Here is a 16782-nt window from a genome sequence, read left to right as displayed (position 1 = left end):
AAAAGGGAGATAAGGGATCAAAACAATGAGGAAACCTTATCTCTTTTTATGTGATTATACAATTCATAATGAATGTTCCTCGTTTCATTATTTGTTTAACTCCATTGCCACTTGTTTTCCATTTACAAAAACCTCTACTACTGCTGCAACTACTTCCATCACTTTTTTCATCTCTCATCTCTCCTTGTTTGTTGTTTCATTTCTTACTTTTAGTATAAGGGAGAGATGTAGATACAACTATCGAAGTAGGTGACATGAGAATTACATTGCTGTAAGGAAGAAATTAAGCTTTGTCACTTTTTTCTACAAGAATAACAATTTGCTCATAATATTTCTCACCAATATATACATTTAATACCCATAATCCAGGGGAAGGCAGCGACATAAGAAGAGGTAATTCTTTTGTACTTGAATGAATGGGAGTAGGAGCAGTCCAAGTTTGTTCAGAAGTTTCATCTTGAAAGAGTACGGGAGTGGGTGTTGTAGATCCTTGTTTTAGAGCAATAATAGATAGTTTTCCAGATGGCATTTGTGGATCTAGGAAGAACCACATCTGTTTATTTTTCTCATTGGCAATGAAAGCACTATCTGCAATTGCAATCTTTCCTTCAATGCCTTTTAACGGCATCTTCCCATCTACAAAGGAAGGACTTTCTTGCCAGTTAACATCCTTTAAGACGCTAAGGTGAAAAAAGGTGGGCGCGTTATTTTGAGGTTTAGAAGTTTCGGTTATTTCGTTTATCGGTGCTTTGGAATCTTGCTCTAGTGAGGTACAGCCAGTGATGATACAGGAGAAAAGTAGCACAGTTCCAATTTTTTTCATTTTGCCACACTCCTATTTTCCATTGTTAATGTAATTGTATTTGCTAGAAGAGCGGACAATTCCTTTTAATTCATAAAAAGAGGCCATAAGTTTAGTATGACCTCTTTTGACATTTTGTACTATATTTGTTCAGTTGTGAATGTAGGCTCTGCTTCTTTTTCTGGCATTGTTAAGAAAATAACAGCGATGACTATACATACACCGCCTAGTAGTTGGTATGCTCCGAAAGATTCTTTTAGCCAAGTGATGGAAACAATAGCTGCTACAAGCGGCTCAATACTAGATAAAATACTGGTTTCTGTTGCTGATAAATATTTTAGACTACCAATGTAAAGGAGAAAAGAAAGTGTTCCGCTTATAATAATTAAAATCAGCATAGAAAATGTTTGCAACGTAAAGGTTTGCGAAAGTTGTTTCCATTCAAAAGAGCGATTATAAATAAATAGTGCAATACCTCCGATTAGCATACCCCAGCCAATAATAAGAGTCGTCCCCCATTGTTTAATAAGGGAAGCTGGATGAAGCGTGTAAAAGGCAAAACCAATTGCTGTTAATAGGCCGAATAAAATAGCTTCTTTCGATAAAACAATATTTTGGGCGGATCCATTTGTAATGATAAAGTATGTTCCTGTCAGGGCAGCAACAATTGCTAACACCTGCATAGTGGAAGGAAGTTTTTTATATTGTATCGCAACATAAATAGTAATGAGAATTGGCCCTAAAAATTGAAATAACGTAGCGGTAACAGCGTTGCTAATATGCACCGTTTCGATAAAAGCATACTGTGCGCCAAGCATCCCGAGAATAGAAAAAATAATCAATTGTATAAAATGGTGTGGCTGTTGCCAAATACGAAATATATTTTGTTTTTTTGTAAGTAAGAAACATAAAATAAAGACCCCAGCAAGCAATAGACGAATTACTAAAAAGTCGATAGATGATACTTTAGTATGTTGAAAAAGCCACTGAATCATCGGACCTGATAATCCCCATAAAGTAGCTCCTGTAATAATCATAATGAGGCCGAGTCGTCTGTTATTGTTCATCATAATGCTCCTTTCTAGGATTGATTTTTTAAAATTTACATGATAAAAGGAATTATATATAACTCCTGGTACTGTTAAAAGTACCAATAATGCATTTTATAAGGGGGTCAGATTTTATGTTAGAATTAACACCAAATTTGAATATGGAGAAAAAAATCCCACTGTATGTACAGTTATACGAGTATATACAAGCAGAAATAAGAAGTGGAAAAATTCCGCCTTTGACGAAGCTCCCAGCAAAAAGAAAGTTAGCGACGCATTTAGAAGTGAGTAAAAATACAGTGGAATCGGCATATGAGCAGCTTCTTGCAGAAGGGTATATTGAATCGATTTCACGTAAGGGGTATTTTGTATGTGAAATTGAACAAATGATACATACAGTGAAAAAAAGAGAAGTCGTTAAGGAGGTACTGCACGGGGAGCAGAAATATAAATATGATTTTACACAAACCGGTGTAGATGCAAATGCATTTCCATTCTCTGTATATCGAAAGGTTTCAAACGAGGTATGGCAACTAGAAAATAAGGACCTACTATTTCTTGGTCATCCCCAAGGTGAATCGAGTTTACGTGAAGAGATTGCAAAATATTTATATGAATCAAGAGGTGTGAGATGTTCCGCAAGTCAGATTGTAATAGGAGCCGGAACACAATTTTTAATAAGAATGTTGTTTCAGTTGCTAAAGGGAAGTCATTTTGCAGTTGAAAATCCAGGATATCACCGGAAATTGGTTGCCTTTGAGAAAGGGGAAGAAAATGTTCAGATGCTCTTGCTTGATGAAGATGGGATTTGTCTTTCAGATTTAGAAGGTAGCAATGCGAATGTTGTGTTCGTTACCCCATCCCATCAATTTCCGTGTGGAATGATTATGCCAATTAAAAGAAGACTGCAACTATTACAATGGGCACAAGGGAAGCGTGGACGTTATATTATTGAAGATGATTATGATAGTGAGTTTCGTTACTCTGGAAAACCGATTCCAGCATTGCAAGGGCTTGATACAGAGGGAAATGTAATTTATATGGGAACACTTTCAAAAGCCTTGCTTCCATCATTACGGATGAGCTACATGGTGCTACCAAAACAGCTAATTGAGTTGTATCAAACACAATATTTATTTTACACACAAAGTGTTTCAAGGATTGATCAAGAAATCATTAGAAGGTTTTTAAACGAAGGACATTGGGAAAAACATATTTATAAGATGCGAGTTGTTTATCGAAAAAAGAGAGATGCTCTTGTCTCAGCGATAGAAAGGTACTTTTCTGATAAGGTAGAAGTGATAGGAGAAGATTCCGGCTTACATATTTTATTAAAGGTTCATAATGAAATGTTAGAAGAAGAATTAATAAAGAGGGCAGCTGAAAATAGTATAAAAGTATACCCAGTTTCAATGTACTATAAAGAAGGTACTGCTTCAAGAAACACAGTGTTACTCGGGTTTGCTATTTTATCAGAGGCTGAGATTGAAGAGGCAATTCAATTGTTATATAATGCGTGGTTTTCAATGTAAAATGCTAATAAAAAAATCCTCATATACTTGAGGATTTTTTTTATTACTTTTCTTCATCTAAGAATAAAACCATATGCTCTTCATCCCAATATTGGCCGTTATATTTTAAAGAACGTTCTTGTACACCAAATGTTTTAAAGCCTAATGATTCGTAAAGCTTTTTCGCACCGTCATTTCCGACAACAACATCAAGCATAATTTGTTCTACTTCTAATGTTTTGGCAAGTTCAATACATTCTTTAATAAGTGCTTTTCCAGCTCCAAGTCCGCGTGCTTTTGGAGATACATATACGGAACCAATTTTCGCTTTATGCTCTTGCTTTACGTATGGTTTCGTTTCCAGGGTTGCAACCCCGATTAATTTTCCGTCTTTAAATGCACCTAGTGTATAGTTTTCATCTTGTGCTAACTTTTGTGCCTTATATTCAATCGGACATTCTTTATTAATAATATCTTCATAAGAAGAGCTGAAAGCCTCAGGGTTTTGTTTTAATCCTTCTACGCGAAGTTCTAAGTAAATTTCTGCCTCGTCTTTTGTTAATACATGGATATCCAATTATATCACCCTCCAAATCTTTGACAAATGTAGTTATATTTTATATTGAAATAAGAATAATTTCAAAAGGTCAGCTCGTACTATTAGTATTTTAATGGGTTTACTAATAATTTGCGAATAAATATTAGCTATTAACATAATATCACCAGCAGTTTTAAAGTAAAGATACTACTGGTGATAGACGAACAATTATATTATTCGATTGGTAATTTAATAATAAATTCTGTTCCCATTCCTAACTCACTTTTTACTTGAATGGAGCCGCTGTGTAACTCAACGATTTCTTTTGCAACAGCTAGGCCAATTCCTTTACCGCCTGTCGCTCGAGTTCTTGATTTATCAACTCGATAAAAACGATCAAAAATATGCGGGATGTCTTCTTGCGGAATACCTTCTCCTTCATCTTGCACACTTATAGAAAAAGTATTCTCATTTTGCGATGCGTGTACAGTAATAACTGATTGTTCATAAGAATGCTGATAGGCGTTATGTAATAAATTTAGCATCACTTGTTCCATTCGACGTTCATCCATACAGACAACGGGGTTAACTGCACAGTAGAATTTAATTTTTATTTGTTTTTTAGCAAACGTAGTTTTTGCTTTTTCAATCATTCGTTCCAGAAAAGGAAAGAGTCGAACTTTCTGTTTTTTTATAATGAATTGGTGTTGTTCTAGCTGAACAAGATCGAATAAATCTTGAACGAGTTCTGTTACACTATCGGTTTCATCTTCGATAATTTGTAGATATTCTTCACGTTCCTCTTTAGATAAAGAATCTCTTTTAGCAACTTTCGCATAACCTTTCATATATGTGAGTGGTGTGAGAAGTTCGTGAGCAACACTTGCAAGAAATTCATTTCGTTCTTTTTTCATGTAGGTTAATTCGCTTGATAATTCTTCAATGGTTTTGGCTAAACTACCAAGTTCATCATTACGTGTAATCCCTAATTTAATTGGTTTATTTAGCTTTAACATTTTTTCTGTTGCACGTTTCATTTTTATAAGTGGATCAGTAATGACACGAGAAAAGATAAACACAGAAATTGTTGTTAAAAGAAGGGTCAATATACCGATAATAATAAATTGTCGTGTTAAACGAAGAATCATTTTTTCTAAGAAGGATGTATCTAAAAACATATGTACATATCCCGTAACTTGTCCATTAATAATAATTGGACTTGCGGTTGAGATAAACTTCGATGTTTTCCAGTTTTTTTCAATCATTGTTCCGTTTCTTGAAATGGATTTTATTTTGCAAGCAAGTTGTTTCTTCATATCTTCCGTTACATAATCTGAAGCAGACAAGATTTGTCCATTGCTGTCTGTTATAACTAACTTTGTATCTGAATTAGAGTGAGATTCTGCTGTAGTAGCGCGTTCAAAGGCGCGTGGACCATAGCGATTTTCAATACGGTCACGATAGCGATTTCCTTTATCTAAAAGGGCAGTTGTTTCTTCGTCGATGCGCATTTTGGCAAGACTTGTATGAAAAGATACAAAGGCTATTGTTTCGATACATAAAGCTAATATTAAGAAGTATGTACCAACCTTCAGGGAAAGTTTGCTCATGTTTTCACCATACCTTTATCATGCATTTACGGTCAGTGGGATGAATCTGACCACTGACCGAGGTTATTATTACTATTATTCGCTTTTCCACTTATATCCCACTTTATAGATGGTTTCTAAGTATTTTTCAACAGGAAAGTCTTTTTTTCGTAATTTATCACGAATATTGCGGATATGTGAGTCGACAGTACGGTATTCAATATCCGTTTGATATCCCCATATTTTTTCAATTAAATCATCACGGCTATATGCTCGGTTCGTATTTTGTAAAAACAGTCCTAGTAATGAAAATTCGATAGGTGTAAGTGAAATTTTCTCGTTATAAACAGTAACAGTATGTTTTGTTTTATCCCATTCAATGCCATTGAAGCTGATAAAACCGTCCTTTTTGGTTCGGCGCAGTACAGCTTCAATTCGTGCAACTAATACCTGTTCATCAAACGGCTTTGTAATATAGTCATCAGCTCCCATTGTGAGTCCCTTTACCATATCGTAGCTTTGATTACGAGCTGTTAACATTATAATTGGAACATTGCAGATTTGGCGGATTTGATAACATGTATCCCATCCATCCATATTTGGCATCATGACATCTAATAAAATGATATCGAAGTTCTTTTGCTGAATTAGTTCAAGAGCTTCTATACCAGAATTGGCTTTCATACAAAAATAACCGCGTGGGCTTAAAAATAAATCTAATAATCGTAACATGCGTTCTTCATCGTCTACTAATAAAATTTTAATCATAGTTCTTGTGCACCTCAAAACATTCTCATTCTACTTTGTATAGTTTACATGAAAATAATAAAAAACTCTGTTTATGTGATTGAAAAGTAGTTCATTTTTTCTATGAAGGCAATTGACATAAAAAATGCACTACTTTTGCACAACTCTTTTTTATAATAGAAAGCGTAGCGACACAAAATACCCTATGTTGCGACATAACGTCATGTCATTTTATTTATAAAATGACAATTCCATTCTATTGTGTATGTGAGATGGTGAGAAATTTCGTATTCACCTCGCATCGGATAAGGAAAATCTCCTATCTCACACTTTTTTTGATGTTATAAAGGGGATTGTACAAATGAGAAAAGAAGAACGTTTACAAAAGGATAAGCAAGATCGTAATGCGGTTATTATGTGCGTTACGGTATCCATGTTAATTATTGTGACATGTGCAAATAAATTTTTTGGAATTCTATAGATTGTAAAAAGCTCGTTGTTTCAGTTTTGAGAAACAACGAGCTTTTTCTGTTTTATAATCAATATTATCTCATAACTTGGAGGATAGAAGGTGAAAAGTGTGGGATGAAAAAACGTATTGTATGTACGAGTTTTTTTAGGGAAGGGATCAGGGATCGAAAAATGATAGAAGCGCTATACAATAAACCAAGGAAGAATTGCTAATCCTGATGTTACAATTACTGTACCGCAAATTAAAAAGATAAGATGTTTGTGCTGTTTCATATCCATTGCCCCTCTAATTATTGATTTAATTCCATTGCTACGGATTTTCCATTTACCATTACTTCGATAATTGCTCCAATTACTTCTATCATTTTTTTCATCTCTTATCTCTCCTTGTTGTGATTTCGTACTTTTAGTATAGCGAAGAGGAAGGAATAGAACCATTCAATAAGATGACATGGACATTACATTGTTGTAAGAAAAAAGCACCTTTATATGAAAAGGCACTTTTGTGAAAAGTTATATAAATATATTTTGATTTTCCAACATATAAGTCGCTGTTATAAAGCGAAACTTTAATCAGTGTGGGGTTTCTTCATCCCCCACTGATTATTAGCCTTCACCAATCGGGCTTTTACGGGCAGTTAATTTCCCACCTAACTTCTTTGCTCTTTCTGAATTTTGAGGTGGGGGTCTTACTGCCCGCAAATAGCGGGATAAAGAACAAAAGGTGATTTGCTCTCGTTTCCTCTCTTTGTTGTTACTTGGCATGGGGCAGGAAGAGGATCTGACCGTTTCTATGCATGGGCGGATGCTCTCTTCCACCTAAAAAGACAGGTTTTATGTCGGTTTTTCAATTTGTATTTCTATATGCTGTATGATTAGTCATTTAAAAATAAAACCATATGTTCCTCATCCCAATACTGTCCATTGTGTTTTAAGGAACGTTCTTGTACACCATATGTTTGAAAGCCAAGTGACTCGTACAGTTTTTTTGCAGTTACATTTCCAACGACAACATCAAGCATGAGTTGTTCTACATGTAATTTATGAGCATTTTCAATAATAGCTTTTATTAATGCACGTCCAGCCCCAAGACCACGAGCTTTTGGAGAGACGTAAACAGAGCCGATTTTTGCTTTATGTTCTTGTTTAATAAATGGTTTTGTTTCTAAAGTCGCGAGTCCGATCAAATCGTTATCTTTAAAGACACCAAGGGTATACTTATCAGGGTTAGATAAACGTTTTGCCATTGCAGCAACAGGATCCTCATGTTTTAGTACATCTTCATAAGAAGAACTAAAGGCTTCTGGATTTTGTGTTAATCCTTCCATACAAACTTTTAAATAAATTTTTGCATCCTCTTTTGTTAATAAACGAATTTCCATAGCTGTAACCTCCTCAGTTTATCTCACTCTATAGGGAAATAGATCCTCGGCTTTATTATGTAAAGCAGGGGATTGTAATCCGTAAGAGTCTGCTGATTATATTGATAGAACATCTACTGTGTATTCATAAAGTGAAACTTTAATCAGTGGGGTCTTACTGCCCGTTAATGCGGGATAAACATATTCTGTACGTATTCTTTCTTAATTTGTAAAAGAATAAGTAGATATATGCGAGGAAGACATGTGTCTTCAGTTATTTTTTATGATTCACTTTATGTAATGAAATTATATATTAACTTTATTAACTATTCAACAATTAAATATATTACATTTTTATAACTAAAAAAATGATTCCTTTAGTAGGAATCATTTTGTTTCTGTGATATAGCCTTCAACTCGTCCTGGATGAGTATAAATATTACAGGAGTCATTACGAATAAACCCAACTACCGTAATTCCTAAATCATGAGCAAGCTGTAGTGCTAATTTTGTCGGAGCTGATTTAGAAAGAACAATTTCGCAACCAATTTTAGAAACTTTTAGCAAAATTTCAGATGAAATTCGGCCACTAAATGCAATGATTTTTCCTTTAATAGGAATATGATTGCGTAAACAATGACCATATATTTTATCTAATGCGTTATGCCTCCCAATATCCATTCTTGATATGAGAATGGTATTTCGATTGCAAAGGGCGGTATTATGAACTCCTCCTGTTTGACGAAATGTAGTGGAAGATTGCTGTAAGGTGTTCATTAAATGAAAGCATTCTTCTGGAGTAATTGTTACATGTATATCATTTAAAGTTTTTGCTTTTATTGCATCATTTACAAAAACAAATCCTTGTCTACTTTTGCCGCAACAAGAAGTGACATATCGTTTGTTATATATCGTTTGATAGAGTGGATTGATTTGTGATGTTTTTACATGGACAACCCCTTTGTCTTTCTGTATCCATAACTCATCAATGTTCTCATAGGAAGCAATAATTCCTTCAGAAATTAAAAAACCTATTACCATATCTTCAATATAATTTGGAGTGCATACAACTGTTACATATTCTTCCCCGTTTAATTTAATTGTTACAGGATATTCCGTGACAATTTCATCTTCTTGTTCGAGGAATATTCCAGTTTGATAACGTACCATTTTACATGTTTCTTGAACAGGCTCCATAGTATTTCCCCTTCATATGTATTTTTCTTACTTTTAATCATAAACCAATCAAAAAACAAAAGCATCTGTTCGCGACAATATAAGAAGATTATTTGGTTATTATTGTATATCTAAGATATAATAGAGTGGTAGAATAGTGTCATTTATAGACTTTCATAGGACACACCTTATAGCATCAAGAATCGGCTTCTAAGATAGAATTTCAGCAGGGCGTTTCAAAAAATATGTATAACAACACAGTTTTGGAAACGGATTCAAAACTATATTGTACAGTTAGTTGTAAGGAGAGGGGAAACTATGGCAGAACAAACGGTTCGTGTAACCGTAGATGGAAAGGAATTTCTTTCATCTGGTGAAAAGACGATACTGCAATTATTTAACGAAAGTAATTTAGAGCACCCACAAATTTGTCATGTACCAGAGGTGGATCCAATTCAAACTTGTGATACATGTATTGTAGAAGTGGATGGAAAATTAATGCGTGCTTGTTCAACGAAATTAGAAAATGGTATGCATATCGAAAGACAATCAGCGCGTGCAAAAGAAGCACAAACAGAAGCGATGGATCGAATATTAGAGAACCATTTATTGTATTGTACAGTATGTGATAATAATAACGGTAACTGTAAAGTTCATAATACGGTACATATGATGGGGATTGAAGAGCAGAAATATCCATATGAACCGAAAGTGAGTGCAAAAGAAGTGGATATGACTCATCCATTTTACCGCTATGATCCAAACCAATGTATCGCTTGTGGACAATGTGTAGAAGTATGTCAGAACTTACAAGTAAACGAAACATTATCGATTGATTGGAGTTTAGATCGTCCGCGTGTTATTTGGGATAATGGGGTGAGTATTAACGATTCATCTTGTGTGAGTTGTGGACAATGTGTAACAGTTTGTCCTTGTAACGCATTAATGGAAAAATCAATGCTTGGAGAAGCTGGGTTCATGACCGGACTAAAACCGGATGTGTTAGACCCAATGATTGATTTTGTAAAGGATGTAGAGCCTGGATATAGTAGTATTTTAGCAGTTTCAGAAGTTGAATCTGCAATGCGTGAAACGAAAATCAATAAAACGAAAACAGTTTGTACATTTTGCGGCGTAGGTTGTTCGTTCGAAGTATGGACGAAAGATCGTCAAATTTTAAAAATACAACCTGTATCAGATGCACCTGTAAACGGAATTTCTACATGTGTGAAAGGGAAATTTGGTTGGGACTTTGTAAACAGTGAAGACCGCATTACGAAACCGTTGATTCGTCAAGGGGATATGTTCGTTGAGGCATCATGGGAAGAAGCGTTAGAAGTTGTTGCGTCCAATATGCAACATATTAAATCGGAACATGGTAGTGATGCATTTGGATTTATTTCTTCTTCAAAAGTAACAAATGAAGAAAACTATTTAATGCAAAAGTTAGCTCGTCAAATATATGGAACAAATAATGTGGATAACTGTTCCCGTTACTGTCAATCACCAGCAAGCGATGGTTTAACAAAAACTGTTGGTATAGGCGGAGACGCAGGAACAGTGAAAGATATTGCGGCAGCTGGCCTTGTCATTATTGTGGGAGCGAATCCAACGGAAGGACACCCTGTACTAGCTACTCGTGTGAAACGTGCTCACAAATTACAGGAACAAAAGTTAATTGTGGCAGATCTTCGTAAACATGAAATGGCAGAGCGTGCTGACATGTTTATTCATCCACGTCAAGGAACAGATTATGTCTGGCTTGCGGGTATAACAAAATATATTATTGATCAAGGCTGGCATGATCAAAAATTCTTAGACGAAAATGTGAAAAAATTTGATGAATATAGCAAGATGTTAGAAAAATACACACTTGATTATACAGAAAATATTACAGGTATTTCTAAAGATACGTTAAAAGAAATGGCTCGTATGGTATATGAAGCAGATGGTACTTGTATACTTTGGGGTATGGGTGTTACGCAAAATACAGGAGGGAGTACAACATCCGCAGCGATTTCAAACTTACTTCTTGTAACAGGTAACTATCGTCGCTCTGGTGCAGGTGCATATCCACTCCGTGGGCATAATAATGTACAAGGTGCTTGTGATATGGCAACATTACCAAACTGGCTTCCAGGTTATCAAGCAGTGTCGGATGATACACTTCGTGCGAAATTTGAAAAAGCATATGGTACTACAATTCCGAAAGAGCCAGGACTGAATAACATTGCGATGCTTGCTGCAGCAGAAGAAGGAAAACTACGCGGTATGTATGTAATGGGAGAAGAAATGGCGTTAGTCGATTCCAATGCGAATCATGTGCAACACATTTTAAGTAATCTTGATTTCCTTGTAGTTCAAGACATGTTCTTATCAAAAACAGCTCGTTTTGCTGATGTTATTTTACCAGCGGCACCAAGTCTAGAAAAAGAAGGAACATTTACGAATACAGAGCGTCGTATTCAGCGTTTATATGAAGCTATGAAACCACTTGGTGATTCTAAACCGGACTGGTGGATTTTACAAAAAGTAGCTCGTGCCCTCGGTGGCGATTGGAATTATGAAAGCCCAAGTGAAATTATGGATGAAATTGCGTCACTCGCGCCGTATTATTCCCAAGCTACATACGACCGCTTAGAAGGATGGAATAGTTTATGTTGGGGTAGTCATGATGGTAGCGACACACCACTATTATATGTAGATGGCTTTAATTTCCCAGATAAAAAAGCACGTTTATCATTGGATGAATGGATTCCGCCAGTTGAAGCGCCAGAAGACTACGATTTATTATTAAATAATGGTCGTTTGCTCGAACATTTCCATGAAGGGAATATGACAAATAAATCAGTAGGAATTTTATCTAAAATGTCTGACGTGTTTGTTGAGATTTCACCAGAGCTTGCTGCCCAGCGGAATGTGAAAGATGGTGGCCTTGTAGAGCTAGCATCACCGTTTGGGAAAATCAAAGTGCAGGCACTTATTACAGACCGTGTGACTGGAAATGAACTATATTTACCGATGCATGCGACAGTAAATGAAGAAGCGATTAATATTTTAACAGGAACAGCGACAGACCTGTATACTTGTACACCTGCGTATAAACAAACGATGGTGAAAATGCGCGTATTACGTGAAAAAGGAAATCGTCCGCTTCCTGCTTCGAACCCAAGAGATAAAAAACGTCATCCGCAAAATGGTGTTGAAATTCAGCAGAAATGGCAGCGAAAACAATACGTATCACTTGTGGATCAGAACTAGGGGGCGAAGAATGTGGCAAAAGAAATTACATTGATTCAAAAGAAAGTTATAACAGAAGAAGAAAAGAAACAACAGTTATCAGATGAGCTGTTCATGCAATTAACTGAAAACCGTGAAGCGGTAGAAGAGACGATGCAATTGTTAGCACAGTTGCATCAAGCGGGCGTATTAGATGCAGCAATCAGTTTGCTTGCTGCAAAAGAAGATGTTTCTAAAATTGCTGTCGAACAATTAAATCGTGAGCCGGTAAAAAATGCATTAAATAATATGATGGGGGCAGGAGAAGCTTTATCTTCTGTCGACCCAGAAGTAACAAAACAGGTGACATCAAGTTTAGTTACAGGATTACAATTTGCGACAGACGAATTAAAAAAAGGCAAGAAAACAAAGGTTATGGACTTCTTTAAAGTATTAAAAGACCCGGATATCAATAGGGCAATTACCTTTGGCTTTAGCTTTTTAAAAGCATTTGGACAAGGATTAGAGAAAAAATAATGGGATTTTAATCAGTGGGGGTTTTACTGCCCGTAAATAGCGTGGTAAAAATGAGAAAGAGTGATGGGGAGGTACCCGTCACTCTTTTTGGGATGTATAAGAGTGTTCATGTTAAGTAGAATATATTATTATAAAAAAGATGGATGTGAACTGGAAGTATAGAATCCATTTCAAATATAGTTTTAGAAGTTGGAGGAATTTATGCTACACCGTAAAAGACTATCTATAGCAGGAGTCATGAGACATTCCTTTCAAACAGTACAATTTGCTTTTTGGAATGTACTGGTGTTTCAGCTCGTTTATAAGTTAATAGCGGCTATTGTATTTATACCGCTATTCGGTATGATTTTTAATAAATTATTATACTGGGGTGGCTATGCAAATGCGACAAATGATGAATTGCTAGCTTTTTTGAAAACACCGTATGGTATCGCAGCTATTTTAATTTTATCGATATTGGCACTTTTTCTTATTTTTACGGAGTTCGCGGTGCTTATTATTATTTCGTATTTTGCACATAAAAGGCAAAAGGTGAGATTGCGTCCGATTTTGTATAAAACAGTAACGTACTTACCTTCTCTGTTTACATATTGCTTACCTGGATTTGTTTTGTATGCGGTTGTATTGTTACCGCTTTTAAGCATGGGGTATAGATCTGCATTAATCCCAGAAATTCAAATTCCAAATTTTATTACAGGGGAATTGTTTAAAACGACAATGGGACAAGTAGGTTACTATACTTTCTTCGCTGTAGTTGCATATTTGAATCTTCGGTGGATTTTCACTTTACCTATTATTGTTTTAGAAGAAAAACCATTTCGTACGGCTGCACGTAAAAGTGCAAATTTGGTAAAAGAAAATTTCTTTAAAGTGTTGCTTTTTTTAGTCGGCTTTTTTATATCAATAGGAATCGTGTTTATTTTATTTATGGGTGTGTACTTATTGTTTTTATGGGGTGTGTATGAATTTACGAATCCAAAAGGGACATTTGCCCTATTAGCAGAATCTACTCTATCTGTATTTTTGACGAGTACATTATATTTATTTAGTTTTATTGTGACTCCGTTTTATATTATGGCATTGACAAGACTTTATTTACAAAAGGTTTCAGTCGAAGATGTTTTATTAGAAGAAGGCTTAGATTATTCCAAAACAAAAGCAGATAAATGTTTCTTTAAAAAGCATCGTTTGAAATTTATAGGTGTTTACATTGTTGGTGTGTTCACAGTTGGTATGGTGGTTGCGTTCATTGTAACGTTTATTTCGAATTCATATAAAGAGCCAGTTATTATGGCGCATCGTGGATATGTTTCCAAAGGAGTAGAGAATACGAAAGAGGCTGTACAAGGTGCGATTGATGCAAAAGCAGATTATGCTGAAATTGATGTGTTGCAAACAAAAGATGGTGAATTGGCAGTAATACATGATTTAAAATTAAAGCGTCTTGCTGATGCGAATGTACAAGTATCAGATTTGACGATGGATGAGCTTCAAAAACTGACTCTTAGTCAAGATGGATTCACGGGAAAAATTAGTACCCTTGATGAAATTATTAAGCTTGCGAAAAATAAGATAAAACTTAATATAGAAGTGAAACTGCACGGAAATGAAAAGGGGTTTGTAAAGAAAGTATTAAAAACGATTAAGGACAATGACTTTGAAAAGCAATGTGTAATTCAAACATTACACTATCCGCTCATTAAAGAATTTAAGCGTGCGAATCCAGACATAAAGGTAGGATATATATTATATGCAAGCAGGGCAAATTTAAAATATGTTCAAGCCGATTTCTATGTGGCAGAAGAATATATGTTAAATAAACGCTTAGTAAAAGCAGCACGAAAGTTAGACAAACCAATTTATGTATGGACTGTAAATGATATGGAAAGCTTAAAGAAATATTATAAGCTCAATGTCGATGGGATTATTACAGACTATCCTGAGGATGCACAAGAAACGATTAAGATGATGAAAGAGCAAGAAGAAAGCGAAACGGATATGTTTGATAAGATTACAGAGACAACGGAAGATTTATTTTCAAAGTTATTTATAAGTTATCCAGCTGCCGGTTAAATATCGGTGGCTGTTTTTTAACTATATAAGTACAAATTGAAAAAACTGATATAAAATCTAATCTTTAGGTGGGTGAGAGCATCTGGCCATGCATAGGTCAGATCCTTTTCCTGCCCTATGCCAAGTTAAAACAAAGAGAGAAAACGAGTGCAGGCTCCCTTTTGTTCTTTATAGCAGCGATTTATATGCCTACAAATCAAAATGGATTTATATAAAAAGAATATAGTTCTAAAATATTATAGGGAATAGAAAGTGTATATGTATGCGTTTTGGGTGAATTTTTCACATTGTTATATTATTGTCAAATAATAAATGATTAATATGTAGTTTTCATGGTTATAATAAAAATAGAATGATAGATAATAAAAAAACACAACCACCCCTTATAAAATAAAGTTCTTTATATTTACACTATTCCAAATATATAAACTTTTTTAATTTGGTATGTTAGCGTTTTCATAACTTTGAAGTTATGCTAGAATAAGGACATAAGTTATTAATTATTATAAAAAGAAAAAAGAATTCCTTTTTTCTGTTAATTATAAGGGGGCATTTCATTATGCGTATTGGGGTACCAACAGAAATTAAAAACAACGAAAACCGTGTGGCAATGACACCAGCTGGTGTTGTACATTTAGTTCGTAACAACCACGAAGTATTTATTCAAAAGGGTGCAGGTTTAGGATCTGGCTTTACAGATGCTGAGTATGTTGAAGCAGGAGCAAAAATTGTTGATACAGCTGAAGAAGCTTGGAACATGGACATGGTAATGAAAGTTAAGGAACCAATTGAAAGCGAATACAAACACTTTAGTGAAGGTTTAATCTTATTCACATATTTACACTTAGCTCCAGAACCAGAATTAACAAAAGCTTTAATTGAAAAGAAAGTTGTTTCAATCGCTTATGAAACAGTACAATTAGACAATCGTTCTTTACCATTACTTGCACCTATGAGTGAAGTAGCTGGTCGTATGTCTGCACAAATTGGTGCACAATTCCTTGAGAAAAACAAAGGTGGAAAAGGTATCTTACTTGCAGGCGTTCCAGGGGTAAAACGTGGTAAAGTAACAATTATCGGCGGTGGACAAGCTGGTACAAATGCTGCTAAAATTGCAGTTGGACTAGGTGCGGATGTAACAATCATCGACTTAAGTGCAGAACGTCTTCGTCAATTAGATGACATTTTCGGTAACCAAGTGAAAACTTTAATGTCTAATCCTTATAATATTGCACAAGCTGTAAAAGAATCTGATCTTGTTATCGGTGCAGTATTAATTCCAGGTGCAAAAGCGCCAAAACTTGTAACAGAAGAAATGATTAAATCAATGGAACCAGGTTCTGTTGTAGTAGATATCGCGATTGACCAAGGTGGTATTTTCGAAACAACTGACCGCATTACAACTCATGATAACCCAACTTATGAAAAACACGGCGTTGTTCATTATGCAGTTGCAAACATGCCTGGTGCGGTTCCACGTACATCAACTCTTGCATTAACAAACGTAACAGTACCATATGCAGTTCAAATTGCAAACAAAGGCTACAAACAAGCTTGCCTAGGCAATTCTGCATTATTAAAAGGTATTAACACATTAGATGGCTATGTAACATTTGAAGCAGTTGCAGAAGCTCATGGTGTAGAATACAAAGGTGCAAAAGAATTATTAGAAGCAGAAACAGTATCTTGCTAATTGAAGCATAATACAA

12 protein-coding genes are annotated in these 16782 nt (G+C 35.1%); 5 read left to right on the top strand and 7 right to left on the bottom strand.

All coding sequences use genetic code 11. The features are described from left to right. Window positions 1-283: 283 nt before the first annotated feature. Window positions 284-823: a DUF4871 domain-containing protein gene (locus tag J4P91_RS09770; protein ID WP_207993920.1), complete on the bottom strand. Its 540-nt coding sequence runs from the start codon at window positions 821-823 to the stop codon at window positions 284-286. A 119-nt stretch (window positions 824-942) separates the two neighbouring features. Beyond that, window positions 943-1869: a DMT family transporter gene (locus J4P91_RS09765; RefSeq protein ID WP_207993919.1), complete on the bottom strand. Its 927-nt coding sequence runs from the start codon at window positions 1867-1869 to the stop codon at window positions 943-945. A gap of 116 nt (window positions 1870-1985) precedes the next feature. Between J4P91_RS09765 and pdxR the strand changes: the two genes are divergently transcribed. Then, window positions 1986-3383: a MocR-like pyridoxine biosynthesis transcription factor PdxR gene (gene pdxR / locus J4P91_RS09760; RefSeq protein ID WP_207993918.1), complete on the top strand. Its 1398-nt coding sequence runs from the start codon at window positions 1986-1988 to the stop codon at window positions 3381-3383. Between the two features lie 43 nt (window positions 3384-3426). On the opposite strand, the gene J4P91_RS09755 is transcribed toward pdxR, so the two are convergent. The 5 genes from J4P91_RS09755 to fdhD all read right to left on the bottom strand — a co-directional run bounded on the left by J4P91_RS09755 (window position 3427) and on the right by fdhD (window position 9265). Then, window positions 3427-3939: a GNAT family N-acetyltransferase gene (locus J4P91_RS09755; RefSeq protein WP_207993916.1), complete on the bottom strand. Its 513-nt coding sequence runs from the start codon at window positions 3937-3939 to the stop codon at window positions 3427-3429. 194 nt (window positions 3940-4133) lie between these two features. Beyond that, window positions 4134-5510: a sensor histidine kinase gene (locus J4P91_RS09750; protein ID WP_207993915.1), complete on the bottom strand. Its 1377-nt coding sequence runs from the start codon at window positions 5508-5510 to the stop codon at window positions 4134-4136. A gap of 75 nt (window positions 5511-5585) precedes the next feature. After that, a complete protein-coding gene (locus J4P91_RS09745; protein ID WP_207993913.1) occupies window positions 5586-6257 on the bottom strand; it encodes a response regulator transcription factor in 672 nt (223 codons plus the stop codon). 1325 nt (window positions 6258-7582) lie between these two features. Continuing rightward, the gene (locus J4P91_RS09740) at window positions 7583-8089 is read right to left on the bottom strand and encodes a GNAT family N-acetyltransferase (RefSeq protein WP_207993910.1); all 507 of its coding nucleotides are present in this window, start codon (window positions 8087-8089) and stop codon (window positions 7583-7585) included. A gap of 366 nt (window positions 8090-8455) precedes the next feature. Continuing rightward, a complete protein-coding gene (gene fdhD / locus J4P91_RS09735) occupies window positions 8456-9265 on the bottom strand; it encodes a formate dehydrogenase accessory sulfurtransferase FdhD (protein ID WP_207993908.1) in 810 nt (269 codons plus the stop codon). Between the two features lie 297 nt (window positions 9266-9562). Between fdhD and fdhF the strand changes: the two genes are divergently transcribed. The 4 genes from fdhF (at window position 9563) to ald (ending at window position 16766) form a co-directional block, all read left to right on the top strand. Further along, a complete protein-coding gene (gene fdhF, locus J4P91_RS09730) occupies window positions 9563-12505 on the top strand; it encodes a formate dehydrogenase subunit alpha (RefSeq protein WP_207993906.1) in 2943 nt (980 codons plus the stop codon). A 12-nt stretch (window positions 12506-12517) separates the two neighbouring features. Continuing rightward, window positions 12518-13000, top strand: a complete 483-nt coding sequence (locus tag J4P91_RS09725) for a helical membrane plugin domain-containing protein (RefSeq protein ID WP_207993904.1) — start codon at window positions 12518-12520, stop codon at window positions 12998-13000. Window positions 13001-13201: 201 nt separating this feature from the next. Continuing rightward, on the top strand, window positions 13202-15073 hold the full coding sequence (locus J4P91_RS09720; RefSeq protein WP_207993902.1) for a glycerophosphoryl diester phosphodiesterase membrane domain-containing protein: 1872 nt from the start codon (window positions 13202-13204) through the stop codon (window positions 15071-15073). Window positions 15074-15632: 559 nt separating this feature from the next. Next, window positions 15633-16766, top strand: a complete 1134-nt coding sequence (gene ald, locus J4P91_RS09715; RefSeq protein WP_207993900.1) for an alanine dehydrogenase — start codon at window positions 15633-15635, stop codon at window positions 16764-16766. Window positions 16767-16782: the final 16 nt, after the last annotated feature.

The organism is Bacillus sp. XF8 (assembly GCF_017498755.1).
Classification (GTDB): Bacteria; Bacillota; Bacilli; order Bacillales; family Bacillaceae_G; genus Bacillus_A; species Bacillus_A bingmayongensis.
Note: the sequence above shows the minus strand (reverse complement) of the source record. Positions and strands in the feature narration are given on the sequence as shown.